The following is a 19161-nucleotide window of genomic DNA, read 5'->3' on the forward strand; positions in this document are numbered from 1 at the left end:
TGTCAGCTCCCCAGGCGAGGGATCCTCGACCGGCCCCAGCCGTCCCGAGGATCCCGTGGCAGATGATGTTGCCGGCTACCTTACTTTCTTTATCGGGATGATGACGAGCGCGCCCAGCAACCCGGCCGCGCCGGCGACCCACAGCACCAGAGTGAAGTTCGGGTAGGCGCCCACGTAGGCCAGGATGCCGGTGAGCACCGGCGCGAGGGTCTGCGGCAGCGCGTTCGCGATGTTGAACACGCCCAGGTCCTTGCCCGAATCGTCGGGGTTGGGGAGGACGTCGACGACGAGCGCGAGGTCGACACCGACGTAGATGCCGTATGCGATTCCCAGGAATGCCTCCAGGACGAAGAACGCACCCACCGAATCGACATAGCTCAGCAGCACCGTGCCCACCGCGAACATCAGCGTCGACCCCCACACGAACACCTTCCGGCGACCGAGCTTGTCCGACAACCAGCCCGCGACGTATCCGCTGAGCACGAGCGCGGCGGTGTAGATCAGCACGCTCGTCGAGATGATCGCCGCCACCTGATCCGTCGGGATCTCGAGATGGAGGTTGACGTAGAAGAACCGCAGCGTCGTGAACATGAAGCTCGCCAGTGTGATGAGGAACCGCGACCACCACGCCAGCGCGTAGTCCGGGAACTTCACCGGGCTCACCCAGAATGTCTCCCACCAGTCCCGGAAATCCATCCGCTCCGGCTTCGTCGGCAGCACCTGGTCGGGCAGCACGAACGCGAACACCACCATCGCCCCGATCGCGAGGATCGACGGGCCCACGAACATGACGACCGGCGCGCCCTGGAACCACTGCGCCACATACACGCCGCCGAGGATGCCGAGGTTCTGCGCAATGCCGAGGGAAGCGGTGATCTTGCCGCGCTGGAACTTCGGCACCTGGTCGGCGACCGTCGCGATGAACGGCGCCAGCGTCATGTTCGCACCGAGCTGCGCGAGCGCCCAGCCCACCGTCGCCCACAGCAGGCTCGGAGCCAGCGCCATGATCACGAACGCGAACGTCATGATCACCGTGCCCAGCACGATCCAGATCCGCCTGCGACCCCACTTGGACGTGGTGCGGTCCGACAAGCGCCCGAACACGACATTCGCGACCGTGGCGAACAGCGCACCGACACCGCCGAGGACCGCAGCCGCTCCGATCGCGCCGTTCTCCGGCAGCGCCCCGTCGTCCACGAGCTGCGTGATCTTCAAGCCGATGCCGACGATCGCCGGCCCCAGCAGTGCCACGAAGAACACGAACTGGGCGATGAGCAGCCACGCCACATAGCTCTTCTTCGCAGGCTCTGTCGGTTCCTTGAACCAGTGATGCTCGTGATGACCGACCGTCTGGCTTGCCGAGGTCATACCCGACGGCATACCGGCTGCGGAACCACTGACTGACGACATACCTGCCTCCTTTGGCGAGGACCTATCGAGGTGGAGGCGACGTCGGCGTCAGCCGAGGAGGTTCACCACCCTTGTCGATGAAAACTTTGCCGGATAAAGTTTCCAGACACAAGATCCTGCGCCACTTCGATCGAACGACGCAGGCCATCGGTCCGACAGAGGAGTCGCCGCCATGACCGAAGGTGTTCCCGCAGACGCGAGCGTCGCGGATCTCTCGCTCGAAGAGAAGGCGTCGCTCACCAGCGGCGCCGACTTCTGGACGACCAAGCCCATCGACCGTCTCGGCATCCCGTCGATCATGATGACGGATGGCCCGCACGGGCTGCGCAAGCAGGGAGGAGACACCGATCACCTCGGCCTCGCCGGCAGCGTGCCGGCCACGTGCTTCCCTCCCGCCGTGGGCCTGAGCGCCTCCTTCGACCCCGAGCTCGCGGAGCGCGTCGGGGTGGCACTCGGCGTCGAGTCGGCGATCGAGGACGTGGCCGTCATTCTCGGACCCGGCATCAACATCAAGCGTTCGCCGCTGTGCGGACGCAACTTCGAGTACATGTCGGAAGACCCGATCGTGTCGGGCGCGCTCGGGGCCGGCCTGGTGCGCGGCATCGAGTCGCAAGGCGTGGGCTCGTCGCTGAAGCACTTCGCCGCGAACAACCAGGAGACCGATCGCCTCCGAGTATCCGCCGATGTCGACCCCCGGCCGTTGCGCGAGATCTACCTCCGGGGCTTCCAGCGTGTCGTCGAAGACACCCAGCCGTGGACCGTCATGTGCTCCTACAACCGGCTGAACGGCATCCACACCTCAGAAGACCCGTGGCTTCTGACGAAGGTGCTCCGCGACGAGTGGGGGTTTCAGGGGATCGTGGTCTCCGACTGGGGAGCGGTGAACAACCGGGTCGCCGGGATCGCCGCCGGCCTGGATCTGGAGATGCCTTCAAGCAGCGGACGCACGGATGCCGAAGTCGTCGCGGCCGTGCGCGAGGGACGCCTCGAGGAGGGCGCACTCGATGTCGTCGTCGAGCGCCTGCTCGCACTCATCCGGAAGGCCGGCGCGCGGCCGGCGGCCATCGGACCGCTCGACGTCGACGCGCACCACGAGCTCGCGCGCGAAGTCGCCGGTCGGTCGATCGTTCTTCTGAAGAACGACGACGCGACACTGCCGCTTGCAAGCGCGCAGTCTGTCGCGGTCATCGGTGCCTTCGCGCAGGAGCCTCGTTTCCAGGGAGCCGGCTCGTCGCAGATCAACCCGACGCGGCTCGACAACGCGCTCGATCAGATCGTCGGGCACGGCGGACAGGACAACGTCTTCTTCGCCCAGGGCTTCACCGTCGATGCGTCCGGTGAGGCCGACGCCCTCCGCGCCGCCGCGGTCGCGCTCGCCGCCTCCACGGACGTCGCGCTTCTCTTCCTCGGCGTGCCCGCTGCCGAGGAGTCCGAGGGTTTCGATCGGGAGCACATCGATCTGCCGGCAGTGCAGCTGGAACTGCTCGACGCGGTGCTCGCCGTGAATCCGAACGTCGTCGTCGTGCTCTCCAACGGCGGGGTGGTCGCCCTCCCGTTCACGGACCGTGTTCCGGCGATCCTCGAGACATGGCTGCTCGGCCAAGCGGGCGGAAGCGCGGTGGCCGACGTGCTCTACGGCGCTGTCAACCCCTCGGGCAAGCTCGCAGAGACCATTCCGCTCCGTCTGGAGGACACCCCGGCGTTCGGCAACTTCCCCGGCGAGTTCGGACACGTCCGCTACGGCGAGGGCCTGCTGGTCGGATACCGCTGGTACGATGCGAAAGGCCTCGACGTGCGCTACCCGTTCGGCCACGGGCTCTCATACACGACGTTCGAGATCGGGGATGCCGCGGCATCCGTGGATTCGGGCGGCGATGTCATCGTGACGGTGCCCGTGACCAACACGGGAGGCGTCGCGGGACGTGAGGTCGTGCAGGTGTACACGTCGCTGCCTGGATCGACCGTGCAGCGGCCGCCACGTGAGTTGAAGGCGTTCGAGAGCGTTCTGCTGGAACCCGGACAGACGACGGACGTGTCGCTGACCGTCCGTCGAAGGGATCTGGCGTACTGGGATGTGCGCGTGGACGGTTGGGTGGTCGAAGGCGGGAGCTATCTTGTGGAGGTCGGCGCATCCAGCCGGGATATTCGGTCGTCGACGACCGTCGACGTCGATGGCGACGCGGTATCGCTGCCGATCTCGATGGACTCGTCGTTCGAAGAGGTGCTGGCCGACCCGACAGTGGGCCCAGAACTCCAGGCAGCCATCGCCGCTCAGTTCGGTGACCAGGACGATCTCGTCAAGATGCTCGCGAACTTCCCCGTAGGCCGATTGGACGGGTTCCCCCTTCCTCGTGCCGAGATCATCGCATTGGTGGAAAAGGCCGGCGCGGCGCAGAGGAGACCCTAGACGGGCAGCGGATCTGCCGCGCAGATGGGCTCTGCGCCGTCTCCTTGGCTCGGATCAGCCAAGCACTCGCTCTCGTCTGCCCCGCCGGCCGTGATGGTCAGTCGTCGATCGGGGTCGAGCTTGCCCAAAATCGCGTAGGTCAAGGTTGCGAGCTGGTCGATGCCGCTTTCATCCAGACCGTCGAGGATCATTCGCTGAACGGCCTCCGCGTATAGTCCAGCGCTGCCGAGGAAGACCTGCTCCCCCGCATCGGTGAGCACGGCGTTGGTCGCCCGCCCGTCTTCTTCGCACGGTGCACGCAGCACCAACTCCTTGCGCTCCAGACTCGTGACCACTCGCGACAGGCGCGCCAGGGTCGCGTTCGTGCGCGCCGCCAACGCGCTCAATCGCAGCCGATGACCGCCTGCTTCATGAAGCGCTTCCAGCAGCGTGAACTCGAATGATGTGATGCCGGCGGGCGCCAACTCCTTGTCCAGCGCGGTCGGCAGCAGTTCGAGCAGCGCATGGAGTCGCGCGACGGCGACGCGTTCGTCATAGGTCAAGGTCGGCGTGCTCATGACTCATGATACCGATTATTTGTACCTACAACAAAGATCTGTTACTGTTTTACTTGTAGGTACAACTAATAGGGAGACATCTCATGACTCAGGTCACCATCATCGGCACCGGCAACATGGCGAACGCGATCGGCGGCCTTCTCGCCGACGGCGGCACTGACGTTGCCTACATCTCTCAGGCAGACACCGGGACCGCAGCGCTCGAGGGTGAGATCGTCGTCCTCGCCGTGCCGTACCCGGCCGTGGACAGCATCCTCGCCGCCTATGGCGACCAGTTGGACGGCAAGATCGTCGTCGACATCACCAACCCCCTGAACTTCGAGACGTTCGACTCCCTGACGGTACCCGCGGGCAGCTCGGCCGCCGCTGAAATCCAGTCGAAGCTGCCCAAAGCGCGCGTGCTGAAGGCGTTCAACACGACCTTCGCGGGCACCCTCGTGAGCAAGAGGATCGGCGACACGGCGACCACCGTGCTCATCGCAGGCGACGACGCGACCGCGAAGAAGTCTCTTGCCGCCGCCGTCGAGGCCGGCGGGGTGTCGGCGATCGACGCCGGATCGCTTTCGCGGGCGCACGAGCTCGAGGCGTTCGGGTTCCTGCAGCTGACCCTCGCCGCCGCGGAGAAGATCACCTGGACCGGCGGCTTCGCCGTCATCAACTGACCGTTCACCTCTCAGATCCGGAGCTCGTCATGGACTCGATGAATCCCGCTGCATCAATGGATGCCGTGACCCTCCGGGTCGGTGACCTCGAGGGGATGTCCTCCTACTACGCCGGGGCGCTCGCGCTTTCGCCGCTCGAAGAGCGTGTGCACGGCCGCGAGGTGCATCGCGTGCTCGGGCGGGGGGCCACCCCGATGGTGCGCCTGGTCCACACCCCGGATCTGCCGGGGGTGGACCCGCGACAGGCTGGGCTCTACCACACGGCGTTCCTGTTCGATGATCCGGCAAGTCTGGCCGCGACCGTCTACCGCTCCGCACAGAACCCGCGCAGTCGGTTCGTCGGCTCGAGCGACCACCTGGTCAGCGAGGCGTTCTACTTCACCGACCCCGAAGGCAACGGCATCGAGCTGTACACCGACCGACCCCGTGCCGAATGGGGGTACGTGAACGGGGAGATCCAGATGGCGACGAAGTACCTCGACGCGAACGCCTACCTTCAGCGTCACCTGACGCAGGAGGTGCTGGATGCCGGCCCGGACCTTTCCGGTCGAGTCGGCCACGTCCACCTTCAGGTGGGAGACGTTCAGGTCGCGCGAGCTTTCTATGTGGATGCCTTGGGGTTCGAATCCACTGCCACCGGCTACCCCGGAGCTCTGTTCGCCTCTGCCGGGGGGTACCACCATCACATCGCGATGAACGTGTGGCATTCCGCCGGCGCCGGCCCCCGGGCCGCGAGCCTCGGGCTGGGTGACGTGGCAGTCTCGGTGCCCGCTCGTGAAGACCTCGACGCTCTCATCGCGCGGCTGAGCACCCACCACCTGCCGTTCGCGGATGACGGGCGAGCCGTGCGCGTCGACGATCCGTGGGGCACCCAGGTGACGGTCGCTGTTGCCGGCACCACGGTCGATGAACTGCTCGCATGAGCGGGTTGCAGGCGGTGAGCGAAGCCGTCGAGGCACGCGGCAACGGAACTCACGTGTCTGCGAGGGCTCCCGTTCCACCGCGGATGGTCACGAAGCCGGAGTGCTTGGGATCTCGACCATCGCCCGCTGTGCGACCTCCGAGCCGGCGAACCGCCCACGGCAGCGCGTGGTCGCGCAGCCACTCGGCTCTCGAGAGCCGAGTCGGGACGTCCTCGAGTTCATCCACGTGGAGCGCCTGCTCGAGACGTCCGAGCGCGCCGGCATCGGGCACGCCCAGACGTTCCGCGGCCTCGTAGGCCAGGAACCGGTGCCCGCGGGAATTCAGATGGACGGCATCGTTCGCCCACAATGACAGATCGGCGATGGCCGGCGCAGCCTCGAGGTCGAGCAGCAGCGCACCGCTTTCGCGCGCGAGAGAGCGCAGCTCGGAGTTGAACGTCGCGAACCGCCTGGCGAGCACGGCGGAGGCTCTTCGTCGCGGCAGGAACGGCGTCACCAGAAGCACCTCCGACTCGGACTCGCGCAGCAGACGCACACCCTCGCCCAATCGCACGGCGAGCGCGCGCGGATCCGCTCCCAGCCTCGCCAGATCGTTGCCGCCCACCAATATCGAGACAAGGTCCGCCCGGAGCTCGATCGCGCGCGGGATCTGATCGGAGACGACATCTTCGATCAGTCGGCTTCGGACGGCGAGATTGGCGTACCGCAATCCGGGTCGGACCGGCTGAGCGTGGGCGATGAGCTGCGCGAGCCGGTCGGCCCAGCCACGATATTCGCCGGCCGGCATCCGTGAACCGTCACTCAGGCCCTCGGTCACGGAATCGCCTACCGCGACGTACCGACGGCGGGTGCTACGGGGTGCGCGGGTCGAAAGATCCGGTCGTTCGCCCACCCGACTCATGCGTCGTCCGTCGATCCGCTCGAGCGCTACGGCTTCGGAATAGTGCTCGACGAGCTGCTCGCCGACGGCAGCCCAGGAACGGCGCTGGACTCCGACGCGCCCAGCGGCTCCGAACGCGCGCGCTTTCGCGGGATCCCCGACGAGGTCTGCGACCGCGGCACGCATCCCGCGAAGGTCGCCGGGCTCATACAGCCACCCGTTGATGCTGTTGTGCACCAAGTCCAGCGGTCCGCCTCGGCCCGTCGCGACCACGGGGACGCCGCTGGCGAGAGCTTCCTGCACGCCCTGGCAGAACGTCTCGCTCTCACCGGGATGCACGAACACGTCCAGACCGGCGAGCGCCTCGGCAAGCTCCGTACCACCCAAGAACCCCGTGAACACGGCGTCCGGCAGCACCTGTTCGAGCCGTACACGGGCCGGACCTTCTCCGATGACCAGCACCTGCACGCCCGGCATGTCGCACAGGGCCTTGAGGTCTTCGACCTGCTTCTCCGCCGCGAGCCGGCCGACGTATCCGACCAGAGTTCTGCCGGGCGCGATCCGCGCTCGCCACGATTCGTCGCGCCGGATCGGGTCGAATCGTTCGAGGTCTACTCCCCTGCCCCAGACCCGGACCCGATCGACACCCAGGTCGCGAAGCTGCGTCGCCGCGGGTGTCGACGGTGCGAGCGTCAGGGTCGCGCGCCGGTGCAGACGACGGATATGGGATGCGACGAGGGGCGCGGCACCAGGAACGCCATACTTCGCGGCATAGGCGATGACGTTCGTCTGGTAGACCGCCACCGAGGGGATCCGCGCAAGGTTCGCCGCCACCACACCGTGCCATCCGAGCAGCATCGGCGACGCGAGATGCACCACGTCGGGAGCGAACCCGGCGAGCAGCCGACTCACCTGTGGGGTGCTCGCGAGCGTCACTCGCACCTGCGGATACGACGGCAGTGGCAGCGACAGCAGCCGCTCCGTCCTCCCGCCCGACTCCTCGCCGGCACCCTGGGGCGAACCGGGTGCGATGACGAGAGCCTCATGGCCCTTGCGCTCCAGATGCATGAGCACCTGCAGCACGGAGTTCGTGACTCCGTTCATGTGGGGAAGGAAGGATTCGGCCAGCAGCGCGACTCTCACACTCCTAGAGTGGCGGGCGGACAGCCTCGCGACAGGACCCTGACGCCGCCTGGACGAAGAGTTCATCGGCCGCTCCGACAGCCGTAACCGCCCAGCGCCGTTTGGCAACCATTCACCCTCGGCTGGTACTCAGAAGCAGTGATCGACGATCTGCTCGCCGAACTCGCCACGGGGATTTGGGCGCTGCCGCTGTTGTTCGCGCTGGTGTTCGGCGACGCCTTCCTGATCGTCGTTCCCGGCGAGGCTGCCGTCACGGCGTTTGCGGCGCTGTCGGTCGTCCACGGCGAGCCGCCCATCGTCGCGGTCGTCGCGGTTGCGGGCGTGGCCGCGTTCGCCGGCGACGCCGCGTGCTACGCGATCGGTCGCACGATCGGCGTGGACCGCTGGCGCTGGTCGCGGCAGCCACGACTTGTCGCGCTACGGGGATGGGCGCGGCGGCGGCTGACGCGCAGCACCGCCGCAATCGTGTTCACGGCCCGATTCATACCGTTCGCAAGAATCGCGGTGAACCTCACCGCCGGAGCCGAACGAGTGCCCGCGCCGCGCTATCTGGGGCTGTGTGCACTCGCCGCCTTCGCGTGGGCGATCTACCAATCGTTCATCGGTGCGGCGATCGCGCATTTCCTCCCCGACGCGCCTGTTGCAGCCGTCGCCCTATCCATCGCGGTCGCTCTGCTGGTGGGCTGGGGACTGGATGTGGCGCTCAGTCGACGGGTGGGCCCGGATGCCTAGTGCCCATACGCCACCTGTACGGCAGTGCCGAACGCGGCAGTGCGTTGGTACAGCGGTCAGGCGGACCTGAGCCGGAGGCGGTAGTAAGGGCGGAGCACGATGCGGAGCGGTACGCCGACCGCTATTGCCGCCGCGCCGGCGAGGGAGCGATCCTTCCGGCCCATGGCGAGCCTTCGCTCCCACACATCGCGGAAACGCCCACCGCGACGCACGCGCGCCGGCTTCGCAGCCAGCGCCCCCGCCCGCCGGAGCGTGACGAGTTCGTTCGTCTGCGAGATCCAGTCATCCTTGTCGGCGTCATGGAAGTAATTGCGTGTCAGCCAATCCCTGGGGGGAAGGCGGAAGTCTCGCTGGATGACATTCTCCTCCGGACCGAGGACGCCGCTGCCGATGAAGACGGGATTGATGAGCTTGTCGTCGACTCCGAAGGAGTCCAGTGCGATGACGGGTATTCCGCGAGCAATGGCTTCGATCGCCGCGGTCGAGCTGACGGTGACGAGTCCTTCCGCGGTGTCCAGAGCATGCGACATCGACTCGGTGGACACGACCAGGTTCGATGGCAGCGGTGCGAGCTTGGCGAGCAGATCCGGGTAGCTGTGACGCTGCGCATGGGTCTGATGTTCGCCTTCCGCGGCGCGCTCCTTCACGACCACGCGCTTGTCGGGGTCTGCGAGTGCGGCCATGACGAGGAGCTGGGCGACCTGCATCCGCTCGGCGCGCTCGCGCGGAACGATCGCTTGAGACGCGAACACCAGATCGGTGCCACTGCCGGCTCCGCAGGAGATCTCGGACGATCTCGCGGCGAACGGCAGCCGTGCGAGCGCGAATCGCTGCACGAGATCGCGTCGTCGTGCCAGCGCGTCGAAAGCGTTGACCTCGCGCGTGGAATGCAGCACGAACAGGTCGCTCTGCATCCGGTTCACGATGGCCGCGGTGGTGGCGGGTATGGAGATGCCCGGCAGCCCGGACACGATCACCGGCCGCGGCTCGAGGTCGGCCACGAGCCGGATGAGTACCCGCACGACCGGTCCGCGTGCGGCGACGAGCACGGCATCGGGTGCCAATTCGGCGAGCACCCGCGACACATCCGCGAATGCAACCCGTTCCACCCGCGACGAGTCGAGCCCGCTGCGGGCGAGAGCCGCCCGTTGCTGCGCAGGACTCACTGCCACCGCGGTCTCGACGATCAGGAGCTGTGGATCGGAGCCTTCCGGCAGGGTGCCGAGCAGTGCTGCCGCCCACTTGACGTACGAGTCCGTGTCGGCGAGAGCGACGACCCGCAGGGCGGTCTCGGTCATGTGAGCACACGACGGAGTTTGGCCATCGGCGCCCGCTCGCCGGGAAACACCCGCTTCACGCCGTCGCCGAGAGCCTCCTCGACGATCCGGATGTCGCGAATGAGGTGCTGCAGTCCCGTCGGTTCGAGCGAGGCCGCGTGGTCGGACCCCCACATCGTGCGATCGAGCGTGATGTGGCGTTCCACGGCGACGGCGCCGAGCGCGACAGCGGCCAGAGAGATCTGCAGACCGCGCTCGTGTCCGGAGTATCCGACCGGAACACCGGGAAAGCGGTCGCGGAGCGCCGGAATCATCCGCAGGTTCGCTTCGCCGGGTTCCATCGGATAGGTCGAGGTGGCGTGCATCAGAACGAGTCGGTCCGTGCCGAGCACCTCGATCGCCGCGTCGATCTGTTCCATGGTCGACATGCCCGTGGACAGGATGACCGGCTTGCCGGTGTCGCGGACCGCCTCCAACAGCGGGATGTCGGTGAGGCAGGCGGATGCGATCTTGTGCGCGACCACGTTCAGCGTCTCCAGGAAGGCCACGCTTGGGGCGTCCCATGGCGAGGCGAACCACTCCAACCCCCGCAGCAGGGCATGGTCGGAGACCTCGATGTACTGGTCCCGATCGAACTCGACCCGGTGGCGATAGTCGAGGTACGTCATCGTCCCCCAGGGCGTCTCCCGCAGCGTGTCGCGCATGCTCACGGGGGTGGAGATGTCAGGGGTGCGCTTCTGGAACTTCACGGCGTCGGCGCCGGCATCCGCCGCCACATCGATCAGCTCCTTGGCGAGGTCGACGTCGCCGTTGTGGTTCAAGCCGATCTCGGCGATCAGGTAGGCGGGTCGACCGCCGCCGATCACTCGCGATCCGATGGTTACCGTCATGAGCCGTGCCTTTCGGTGCGCGAGGGGATGTCATGCCGTGCGGTTGTCGGGTCGGGGTCACGGATGCTGCGAAGCACAAGGTCGGCGAGTTCTCGGACCGCACCGCGTCCGCCAGGCCGGCTGAGGGTGACGCGCGCCGCGGCGAGAACGAGCGGGTCCGAGCCGGGGACCGCGATGGGCCAGCCCACCAGCTCGAGACATCCGAGGTCGTTGATGTCGTTGCCGACGTATGCGATCCGGGTGAGGGCGATGGCGTGATCAGCGGCCCACTCGCGGAGCGCGGTCGCCTTGTCGTCCACCCCTTGCCGCACGTCCACCCGCAGCTTCCGAGCCCGTGCGGTGACGACCGGGTTGGTCTCGGTGGACAGGATGAGCACGGGTATCCCCGCATCACGAAGCCTCGCGATTCCCATGCCGTCTGATCGGCTCACCCGGACGAGTTCCCGCCCATCGGCCCCCAGCAATGCGGTGTCATCGGTGTGGACGCCATCGAAGTCCGTGACAACCGCAGCGGCGTCGACCGATTCCGCGCTGTGGTCGCGCTGCACGGCGATCGCCTGCGCCATCGCCAGCTGCTCTTCGGAGTCGATCTCGATCGCCGTGTGCTCGGCGACTTCGACGAGCCCGACGCGGCCGAAGAACCGGTGGCGTGCGGAGCGGAACCGGTGGGCGTCCATCACGTAGAACGCGCCGGTTTCAAGGTAATGGGGCTCGCGATCCTGGCGCCTCGGCCGAACGCTGGAGTCGTGGTTGACTCCGCGAGCTGTACCGACATCGTCGACCGCCCAGAGGAAACCGTACGACTCGACCGCGGAGAACACGCAATCATGGGCACCGCGCGTGACCAGGTCGATCGCCGCGTCCAGGTCTCGGCTGTCGATGAAGGGCGATGTCGGCTGCAGGAAGACCAGGATCCCCGCATCGACCCCCACCCCATCCAGGACTTCGAGCGCATGCAGCACGGCGCTCTCGCTGCTGGCCGTGTCGCCGGCGAGCGCAGCGGGCCGCGTCACGACGTCCGCGCCCCACTCCTTCGCGATCGCCGCGATCTGTTCGTCATCGGTGGAGACGACGACCAGGTCGATCGATGCTGACGACTGCGCGGCGGCGATCGCCCGGGCCACGAGAGGGATGCCGCCGACCCGACGCACGTTCTTGCGCGGGACCCCTTTCGAACCGCCTCGGGCGGGAATGACGGCGACCACCTCAGTCATTTCGCGAGGCGCCCTTCGTCGGCCGGCGACGCTGTGCGGCCGTGGCGGACGATACTGCCGGTTCCTTCCAGGACCAGCGGGATCGTTGTCGTCGTCGACGATGGGAGCGTGAGGATCTCGAGCGGCTCTGTCGTGCCGGCCAGTAACAGCTCGGCGGGAATCGCCGCACTCGAAACAGCAACGCCTGGCAGCGAGGCGACGGCGGCCAGGTGGGCGGCAGGTTCTCGCCGGTGCGGCAGATAGGTGACCGGGCCGATGGTCGATTCGGCTCGAACCCACTCGAGGTAGTCCGCGAACGGCATCCGCCCGTCGCCCGGTATTGCGCTTCCGAGCATCACTCGGCCACGCGTCGCGGTGGAGAAGGCACGCGCTGTGCTGCGGGTCCAGCTGAATCGATGATGCCGGATCCGCACGCCGAGCCGACTGAGGGCCTGCACGCGGCCCTCGCCGAGCTCGAAGGCGGTGAACAGCTCGACCGCGCCGTCCCGCGCCCGGCCGAGAATGTGCCCGAGGGCGAACGGCACGACCGCGGTCGTCAGCCCACGCTCGGTCACACCAGGACGGGCGTATGGCCGGTTGCCGATCAACGTGTCAGCGTATGGGACCGTGTTCGCTCCATCGTCGAGGAAGGTGATTCGCCGCGGCCGCAGGATCGAAGCGGCAAGTCGGAACTGTCCCGAGAACCCATCCCCGATGAGCCAATGCGGATGCTGGGACAGGAGCCGCCACGGAATTCCCAGGTACGGCTCCGTCACGCCGAACAGCGCACCGCGACGGATGAGTTCATCCGCGGTCTCGGACATCTGAGCGGTCAGCCTGCCCGCGACCGGGACGGGGCGACGATGGCGGGCGGCCCACTCGGCGGCGCCGATGAGCTGGAGAGGCGACTCGACCCAGGCGACGACGGGCACTCCGGTCGAGTTCACGGTGCCTCCCGGTCAGATATCGGCTGAGATCCTCACGCTGATCCCTCCCCGTGAATAGCCGCTCCCTCGTGGGTGACGTCCGCACATCCGTCACGTGAACGGTGGATGACCCGGGTCGAGCGGGTCCCGGATGCGATCCGCACGAAGTGAAGCGGCTCTCGGACCGGAAGCGTCACGGGCGGTTCTCCCACCGGCCACCTCGCGTGCGTACCTTGGAGAGACCATTGCAACGACGCATCGAAGGAGCACCCATGCCATCGCCACATCGACTTTCGAAGCTTGCCACGACCACCGTGATCGGAGTCCTGGCTGCGGGTGCCCTGGCCGCTTCTCCGGCATCCGCCGCGACGCACGCAGACCTGGGCGACGTGCTCTTCCAGCCGCAGCCGTTGCGCGTCGCGACCTATAACCTCTCTCTGAACCGCGGGGCCGCGGGGCAGCTCGTGACCGACCTCTCGACCGGCGGCAACGCTCAAGCCCAGACCGTCGCCGAGGTCATTCAGCGGACCGACCCCGACGTCATCCTCCTGAACGAGTTCGACTATGTCGCCGACGGTCGGGCGGTAGACCTGTTCCGATCGAATTATCTGCAGGTGTCACAGCATGGGGCGACGCCGGTGACCTACCCGTACGCGTTCGTTGCTCCGTCCAACACCGGCGTTCCGAGCGGTTTCGACCTCAACAATGACGGCACCGTCGGCGGCGGCGATGATGCGCTCGGATTCGGACTGTTCGAAGGCCAGTACGGAATGGTGGTGCTCTCCAAGTATCCGATCCGGACCGACCACGTTCGCACGTTCCAGAAGTTCCTGTGGAAGAACATGCCGGGCGCCCTGCTCCCCGATGACCCGAGTACGGCGGCACCCGCCGACTGGTTCACGCCTGCCGAGCTCGACGTCGTGCGCCTGTCGAGCAAGTCCCACTGGGACGTCCCGATCCGTGTAGGCAAGCACACCATTCACGTTCTCGCGGCACATCCGACACCTCCCACGTTCGATGGGCCGGAAGATCGCAACGGGCGGCGGAATCACGATGAGATCCGGTTCTGGGCTGATTACATCGCCCCGTCGAAGTCGCGCTACATCGTCGACGATGCCGGTAGGCGCGGGGGACTGAGGCTCACCGATTCGTTCGTGATCCTCGGCGATCAGAACGCGGACCCGGTGGACGGCGATTCGGTGGACGCGGCGATCGATCAGCTGCTCGACAGCCGTCGCCTGCAGGACCCGCGTCCCACGTCGGCCGGTGCGCCGGAGGCTGCTGGGCTGCAGGGCGGGGCGAATGCAACGCACCTCGGCAACCCGAAATACGACACGGCAGACTTCGCCGACACAGCCCCAGGCAATCTTCGAGCCGACTATGTGCTGCCCTCGCTCGCGCTTCGCGTGGTGCGGTCGGGCGTGTTCTGGCCGACTCAGTCCGACCCGTTGTCTCGATTGACCGGAGTGTTCCCGTTCCCGAGCAGCGATCACCGGCTCGTCTGGGTCGACGTTCGCGTACCCCGATTCGGGCAGTAGCGCGAGTCTCACCTCTCGACGCGGCTGTTCGTCGGCGCACTACACCGAGGTGTTCAGCCATTCTCGAAGCATCGACTCTCGCGCGACGCCGTCGAGGCCCGGGAACAGCTCGTCGTGCGAGATTCGCATCTCCTGGAGGTCGCGCAGTGCCACCGTCACCTCGCGAACGGGCAAGTCGAACCGATAGAGCGGCGTACGGGTGAGCTCGTCGGCGAAGCGATCGCCGAAGCTCTGAATGTACCCTTCGATATCGGTGAAGTTGGTCCGGTTCACAGTGAACAAGCCCCGCTGTCGTCGAACCCGCTCGTTTTGGGTCCCACTCGCCCGCACGACGGTGAGGCTCTCCTTGCTCATGACCGGACTCTGCAGATCCAAGGCGAATACCGATACACAGTGATCGCGGGGAGCGCCCTCGGCCTCGAGGCTGGAGACATACCGGCTCGTGAGCGCCGCATAGGCGAAGAAGGCGGCAACGTATCTGCTCTCGCTCCAGTCGAGCATCCGTGTCGCGAGGCCATGATGCTGGCCAAGCATCACCGCTCCATCCCGCCTCGACTTCCCGATGCGAAGGTCGAGCTCCGCTCGATCAGCGAGGTCGAGAAACGACTTGGAAAGCATCTCTACGACCGCCTTTCGACGGGCCGGAGAAAGGTTGGGATATCGACGGTCGAGTGAGGCCGTCAGTTGCCACGTAGAGTCACCCTGGCCACGGAACACAAAGTCACCAGAGTGAATCTCACCGATCTTCGAGTTGATCGCCCGAGCGAACTTCCGCCAGGAGTCGACGTGCACTACTTCGAATCCCGGGACGCGGACCGGCGGGTCTGTCTCGGTGAAATCAGTCATCGAGTGCGCCGCCCGGAAAGACCGGCACGCTGCTGTTCAGCGGCACCGCGGGAAGAGCGTCGAGAAACAGCGAGTGGAGAACGTAGAAATCAGCTGTGGGAACAGCGACTTCATCCGTCAACGCTCCACCATAGAATCTCGCCGCCCCGTGATCGGATACGCCCATGATTCGGTTCTGCCACAAGACGTCGATGAAGTGGCACCGCGCCCCGAAACGGGATTCAGCTTCAGCCTCGAGCGCGAGTCTTTGATCGTGGGTGATCCGCTCGCCCGGCAGCGTGAGCAGTACACTGCTGACTTCTCGCACCATGGCATCCGCCGTGTATTCGTCGGTCCCGAGGTAGTAATCCGAGAAGCTGTGGCGGGAGGCATTCCACGGCATGACATTCGCAAGAACCTGGTTGCCCGCCTGGGCGAGTGCGGCTCGTGCGAAAGTCTTCGAGGCGGCGGCGACTTCATTCCGGATGTCGGCCTGGTCCAGTTCCCAGAGCGGCTTCCCCTTCTGCTTGGCCATCACCACAAGAGCGTTCCCGAGGGAGATTATGTCCCGGGGCGATTGACGAGTGTGCCGGAGAAGATACTGCTCCACGGACTCCTCCATTCCCCTGGTCTCATTGAGAATAGTGGCTGTGCCAAGGAACGCCGCCAGCGTCTTCTCATTCGATTGACGGAAGTGCGACGGATCCAGATGCGTCAGTTTTTGCGCGAAGAACTCTTTGCATGCGGACCAACTCCACGTCAGGGCGATGATCGAGTCGTTGTTGAAATACCGCGGCGCATGCTCGCTTTGTGCCACGGAGGAAAGAGTGAGGTCACGAATCGAGATGACGACGTGAAGCTTGCTCGCCTCGACTTCCGTCCGCTGGGTGTCCATTACCGCATGGAACAAACCTCGCTGGCATTGTTGCCAATACGTGGGGGCATATCGATAGTTGTCGTCTATCGCATCGACGAAAAGGTACAGTTCCCGCGAGTGGCGAAGCGCACGACGGACCGCATCCGCGAGATCGGTCCACGATTCGTTGAAGATCCGCTTCTCGAAATCCTCGGGTGAACTGATGCTCCTCACCAACTGTCCGGCGACCGATATCGGGTCATGAGGTGACTTGACTTTGCGAAACCCGCTACCGAGGAGTTCCTCGAGCTCGTCGCGAAGATCGGGATCGACGTCGCCGAAATGCTCAGCATCGTGAAGCAGATGCGTCGTCGCCGACGCGTGAATCGCGCGATCCCAGAGCAGAGTCCACTTCTCGGCGTTCGTGGTCCTGGGGAAGAGCTGCGAGAACTTGACGACGGAATCGGTATCGAGCTCTCGTCCCTTGAAGGTTGCGACCGAGTAGACCGATGGTTGATTGCGATAGTGCTCGTTGAGTCTTCTCAGCAGAAGTGTCTTGCCGGCGCCCTGCGCGCCTGCGATGACCCGTGTGCGCGAACTCTCCACTGCGGGGCGTGCAGCCGCACCATACTTCCGATCGAGCAAGACGAAGTCGGCATCATGCTCGAACGGGCCGACAACGCCGTCCGGGTTGCCGAAGGGTGATACGTCGGAGGGTTCCACATCGCGACAATAGCGCTCTTTGGCCGCATTATAGTTGGAGTTCAGTGGACCTCGCGCACTTTCCGCGGATCTGGACCTCTCGAGATGTCACCGGCCGTCCCACCCGCAGGTGGAAGGCGTCGGGGGGCAAGAGCGACGATGCAGTCGTCTTTGCATAGTCAGTACCCCAACTAAATCCAGGTCACCCACCCGTCGCTGGCGGATCATGGAGAGCTCGATCCGGCGTGCGCGGCTGGAGCAGGGTCTTCGAGGAGAGCGCTGGCGAGCGTAGCCCCGAGCCATTCGCGGTACTGGCGGTGTGTCCAGCCGCGCGCGGTGACGAGCGATTCGAAGGTCGATTGAGCGCACAGTGTCCAGATCACGTCAGCGGCACGATCGATGGTGAGGTCCGAGCGGAGGGCCCCCCGCTCGGCAAGGAGAGATGCGAACCGCCGCAGACCGGTGTAGCGCTGCTCGGCGTGGGCGAGTCTGAGGTTTGCGAGTTCTTCGTCTCCCGCGGCCGCCTCGTCGAGAACGCGCAGCAGGGGACCCACTCGCGACCAGACGCCGGGCTGCGTGGCCGCGTACGCGAGGAGTTGACGGCGTGGGTCGTCTTGATCGATCACTCGTCGGATGCCTTCCCTCTCCTCGACGGGAACCGCCGCCCGTTCAGGGCCGCCGGCCAGCGCGGACTGCACGGCGGCCGCGAGCAGACCAGCCTTGCCGTTTGCGGCCCGATAGACGGTCTCGACCGCGACGCCGGCGCGCTCTGCGATCGCGGGGACAGTGGATCCGGTGTACCCCCGCTCGAGGAAGAGCTCGGCGGCCGCAGCGATGATGCGCGCGTGGTTCTCCGCGGCTCGTGTGCGTCGGCCCGACGCGTCGTACCGACGCCGGGGTCTTGCGCTATCAGACATTAGAGAGAATGATACTGGCATCAATATGAATGGGCGACCGCGACACGGCCGTTCCCCCGACAACGAGAGACGATCATGACCACCACCATCGACACCACCGAGGTCAAGCGCGCTGCACGCCGGGTATTGGAGGACATCTTTCCGACCGACGACGAGGCCGCCCTGATCGAAGCCTGCACGGCCGACTTCGTCAATCACGAGTCACCGGCAGGAACGCCTCCCGGCCCCGGGGGCGCCATCTTCTACATGCACGCCCTCGCCCGGGCGTTCTCAGATCAGCGCTGGACGATCCACCAGGTGGTCGCCGAACGCGACACCGCGGTGGTGTACTGCACGCACAGCGGCAGGCACACCGGAGACTTCTTCGGGCTGCCCGCGACGGGGCGGCACTTCGCGTATAGGCAGATGCACATCATCCGCATCGTCGACGGCAAGGGCGCCGAGCACTGGGCGGTCCGAGACGACGCAGCGCTGATGCAGCAGCTCACCGGCGCGACGTCGCCGCAGCGGGACTGACCCCAAGGAACGTGAGGATGTGAGCAGCACGAGCATGCTCCGAGAGCATCGCGTGGGGACAGTCGGAGTCGGCGCGGCCGCGTGCGTCGCACTTCTCGTCGGCTGCGCTCCGAGCGCTGAGCGTGCGGGTTCCGAGCCGTCGACATCCGCGTCTCCCACCTCCTCAGCTGTCATCGAGATTCCCACTCCCGGTGCTGATTGGCAGACCATCGTGTATGAGCCGTTCGATGATCCGGTCGCGGCAGCGCCGTGGATCTTCAAGGGCCCGCCCGACCCGGTGATCGAGGACGGGGCGATGAGCTATCCGGGTGTCGCAGGCTGGGCGGGGTACACCGACATCCCCCGCAGTCTTGGGCTCGGTGACCTCGAGTCGGTGCGCATCACAGTTAACGTCACGCTGGTGGGGATGTCAGGATACGGGGCCAGCTGCCACGACCGGTTCGACCACGGTGCCTATCGGTCTCCGGACCTGTACCGCCTCGCGGCGACGACGTCGGGCTCGACCATCGAGAAGATCACGGATGACGAGTCGCCCGTCGAACTCGCACACGGCGTCGGCAGCATCCCGGATCCGTTCACGGGCGAGATCAGACTGACCTGCCTCGCCACCGACGAGGGCTACTACCTGGAGGTGGCAGTCGACGGCAAGACGACCGTTCAGGCGATCGACACTGAACTGCCCGCAATCGGGACCCACGCGCGCCTTTATGAGGCGACCACCGCGGACCGCAAGGCCGATCACGGCGTGGCGATCCTCGACGTGCGCGTCGAGTCGCCGGCGCCCTGATCATCGCGATCGGCTCGTCG

17 protein-coding genes are annotated in these 19161 nt (G+C 66.2%); 7 read left to right on the forward strand and 10 right to left on the reverse strand.

Features of this window, described 5'->3' with window-relative positions; genetic code table 11:
- Window positions 1-75: 75 nt before the first annotated feature.
- Window positions 76-1410, reverse strand: a complete 1335-nt coding sequence (locus tag ABD188_RS01575) for an MFS transporter (RefSeq protein ID WP_344057875.1) — start codon at window positions 1408-1410, stop codon at window positions 76-78.
- A gap of 172 nt (window positions 1411-1582) precedes the next feature.
- Between ABD188_RS01575 and ABD188_RS01580 the strand changes: the two genes are divergently transcribed.
- Entirely contained in the window at window positions 1583-3817 is a 2235-nt protein-coding gene (locus ABD188_RS01580) for a glycoside hydrolase family 3 C-terminal domain-containing protein (protein WP_344057877.1), read from the forward strand.
- Here the strand turns inward: ABD188_RS01580 and ABD188_RS01585 are convergent.
- The gene (locus tag ABD188_RS01585) at window positions 3814-4374 is read right to left on the reverse strand and encodes a MarR family winged helix-turn-helix transcriptional regulator (protein WP_344057879.1); all 561 of its coding nucleotides are present in this window, start codon (window positions 4372-4374) and stop codon (window positions 3814-3816) included. The genes ABD188_RS01580 and ABD188_RS01585 overlap by 4 nt on opposite strands.
- An 83-nt stretch (window positions 4375-4457) precedes the next feature.
- Between ABD188_RS01585 and ABD188_RS01590 the strand changes: the two genes are divergently transcribed.
- Together ABD188_RS01590 and ABD188_RS01595 are read left to right on the forward strand one after the other, a co-directional pair.
- Window positions 4458-5036 carry an NADPH-dependent F420 reductase gene (locus ABD188_RS01590; protein ID WP_344057881.1) on the forward strand — a complete coding sequence of 193 codons (579 nt, stop codon included), beginning with the start codon at window positions 4458-4460 and terminating at the stop codon, window positions 5034-5036.
- 29 nt (window positions 5037-5065) lie between these two features.
- Entirely contained in the window at window positions 5066-5959 is an 894-nt protein-coding gene (locus ABD188_RS01595) for a VOC family protein (protein ID WP_344057883.1), read from the forward strand.
- Window positions 5960-6008: 49 nt separating this feature from the next.
- On the opposite strand, the gene ABD188_RS01600 is transcribed toward ABD188_RS01595, so the two are convergent.
- Window positions 6009-7982, reverse strand: coding sequence for a glycosyltransferase (locus ABD188_RS01600; RefSeq protein WP_344057885.1), 1974 nt, complete (start codon window positions 7980-7982; stop codon window positions 6009-6011).
- A 138-nt stretch (window positions 7983-8120) separates the two neighbouring features.
- Here ABD188_RS01600 and ABD188_RS01605 point away from each other — a divergent pair, with 138 nt between their 5' ends.
- Complete coding sequence (locus ABD188_RS01605) at window positions 8121-8714, forward strand: DedA family protein (RefSeq protein WP_344057887.1); 594 nt, start codon at window positions 8121-8123, stop codon at window positions 8712-8714.
- A 56-nt stretch (window positions 8715-8770) separates the two neighbouring features.
- Here the strand turns inward: ABD188_RS01605 and ABD188_RS01610 are convergent, their stop codons facing one another.
- Genes ABD188_RS01610 through ABD188_RS01625 form a run of 4 tightly spaced genes read right to left on the reverse strand, consistent with a single transcriptional unit; the run spans window position 8771 to window position 13021 of the window.
- Window positions 8771-10012, reverse strand: a complete 1242-nt coding sequence (locus ABD188_RS01610; protein WP_344057889.1) for a DUF6716 putative glycosyltransferase — start codon at window positions 10010-10012, stop codon at window positions 8771-8773.
- Entirely contained in the window at window positions 10009-10881 is an 873-nt protein-coding gene (locus ABD188_RS01615) for an N-acetylneuraminate synthase family protein (RefSeq protein ID WP_344057891.1), read from the reverse strand. Before ABD188_RS01615 ends, ABD188_RS01610 begins: the two co-directional genes overlap by 4 nt.
- Window positions 10878-12095: a cytidylyltransferase domain-containing protein gene (locus ABD188_RS01620; protein WP_344057893.1), complete on the reverse strand. Its 1218-nt coding sequence runs from the start codon at window positions 12093-12095 to the stop codon at window positions 10878-10880. The genes ABD188_RS01615 and ABD188_RS01620 overlap by 4 nt, the downstream gene beginning before the upstream one ends.
- On the reverse strand, window positions 12092-13021 hold the full coding sequence (locus ABD188_RS01625; RefSeq protein WP_344057895.1) for a hypothetical protein: 930 nt from the start codon (window positions 13019-13021) through the stop codon (window positions 12092-12094). Before ABD188_RS01625 ends, ABD188_RS01620 begins: the two co-directional genes overlap by 4 nt.
- 251 nt (window positions 13022-13272) lie before the next feature.
- Between ABD188_RS01625 and ABD188_RS01630 the strand changes: the two genes are divergently transcribed.
- Complete coding sequence (locus ABD188_RS01630) at window positions 13273-14538, forward strand: endonuclease/exonuclease/phosphatase family protein (RefSeq protein ID WP_344057897.1); 1266 nt, start codon at window positions 13273-13275, stop codon at window positions 14536-14538.
- A gap of 39 nt (window positions 14539-14577) precedes the next feature.
- Here ABD188_RS01630 and ABD188_RS01635 read toward each other — a convergent pair whose 3' ends face one another.
- The 3 genes from ABD188_RS01635 to ABD188_RS01645 all read right to left on the reverse strand — a co-directional run bounded on the left by ABD188_RS01635 (window position 14578) and on the right by ABD188_RS01645 (window position 17838).
- Window positions 14578-15330 carry an FRG domain-containing protein gene (locus tag ABD188_RS01635; protein ID WP_344057899.1) on the reverse strand — a complete coding sequence of 251 codons (753 nt, stop codon included), beginning with the start codon at window positions 15328-15330 and terminating at the stop codon, window positions 14578-14580.
- Between the two features lie 46 nt (window positions 15331-15376).
- The gene (locus ABD188_RS01640; protein WP_344057901.1) at window positions 15377-16942 is read right to left on the reverse strand and encodes a P-loop ATPase, Sll1717 family; all 1566 of its coding nucleotides are present in this window, start codon (window positions 16940-16942) and stop codon (window positions 15377-15379) included.
- Between the two features lie 203 nt (window positions 16943-17145).
- Window positions 17146-17838 carry a TetR/AcrR family transcriptional regulator gene (locus ABD188_RS01645; RefSeq protein ID WP_344057903.1) on the reverse strand — a complete coding sequence of 231 codons (693 nt, stop codon included), beginning with the start codon at window positions 17836-17838 and terminating at the stop codon, window positions 17146-17148.
- A 75-nt stretch (window positions 17839-17913) separates the two neighbouring features.
- Here ABD188_RS01645 and ABD188_RS01650 point away from each other — a divergent pair, with 75 nt between their 5' ends.
- Together ABD188_RS01650 and ABD188_RS01655 are read left to right on the forward strand one after the other, a co-directional pair.
- Complete coding sequence (locus ABD188_RS01650; protein WP_344057905.1) at window positions 17914-18354, forward strand: ester cyclase; 441 nt, start codon at window positions 17914-17916, stop codon at window positions 18352-18354.
- Window positions 18355-18373: 19 nt separating this feature from the next.
- On the forward strand, window positions 18374-19141 hold the full coding sequence (locus ABD188_RS01655) for a hypothetical protein (RefSeq protein ID WP_344057907.1): 768 nt from the start codon (window positions 18374-18376) through the stop codon (window positions 19139-19141).
- The last annotated feature ends 20 nt before the right edge of the window (window positions 19142-19161 follow it).

Origin of the sequence: Microbacterium pumilum, assembly GCF_039530225.1 — a bacterium.
GTDB classification, from domain to species: Bacteria; Actinomycetota; Actinomycetes; order Actinomycetales; family Microbacteriaceae; genus Microbacterium; species Microbacterium pumilum.

Excerpts from the sequence above, each read along its gene's own strand:
- ABD188_RS01575 (WP_344057875.1), bottom strand. The coding sequence starts at position 1,410 with ATGTCGTCAGTCAGTGGTTCCGCAGCCGGTATGCCGTCGGGTATGACC.
- ABD188_RS01580 (WP_344057877.1), top strand. The coding sequence starts at position 1,583 with ATGACCGAAGGTGTTCCCGCAGACGCGAGCGTCGCGGATCTCTCGCTC.
- ABD188_RS01585 (WP_344057879.1), bottom strand. The coding sequence starts at position 4,374 with ATGAGCACGCCGACCTTGACCTATGACGAACGCGTCGCCGTCGCGCGA.
- ABD188_RS01590 (WP_344057881.1), top strand. The coding sequence starts at position 4,458 with ATGACTCAGGTCACCATCATCGGCACCGGCAACATGGCGAACGCGATC.
- ABD188_RS01595 (WP_344057883.1), top strand. The coding sequence starts at position 5,066 with ATGGACTCGATGAATCCCGCTGCATCAATGGATGCCGTGACCCTCCGG.
- ABD188_RS01610 (WP_344057889.1), bottom strand. The coding sequence starts at position 10,012 with ATGACCGAGACCGCCCTGCGGGTCGTCGCTCTCGCCGACACGGACTCG.
- ABD188_RS01615 (WP_344057891.1), bottom strand. The coding sequence starts at position 10,881 with ATGACGGTAACCATCGGATCGCGAGTGATCGGCGGCGGTCGACCCGCC.
- ABD188_RS01620 (WP_344057893.1), bottom strand. The coding sequence starts at position 12,095 with ATGACTGAGGTGGTCGCCGTCATTCCCGCCCGAGGCGGTTCGAAAGGG.
- ABD188_RS01630 (WP_344057897.1), top strand. The coding sequence starts at position 13,273 with ATGCCATCGCCACATCGACTTTCGAAGCTTGCCACGACCACCGTGATC.
- ABD188_RS01645 (WP_344057903.1), bottom strand. The coding sequence starts at position 17,838 with ATGTCTGATAGCGCAAGACCCCGGCGTCGGTACGACGCGTCGGGCCGA.
- ABD188_RS01650 (WP_344057905.1), top strand. The coding sequence starts at position 17,914 with ATGACCACCACCATCGACACCACCGAGGTCAAGCGCGCTGCACGCCGG.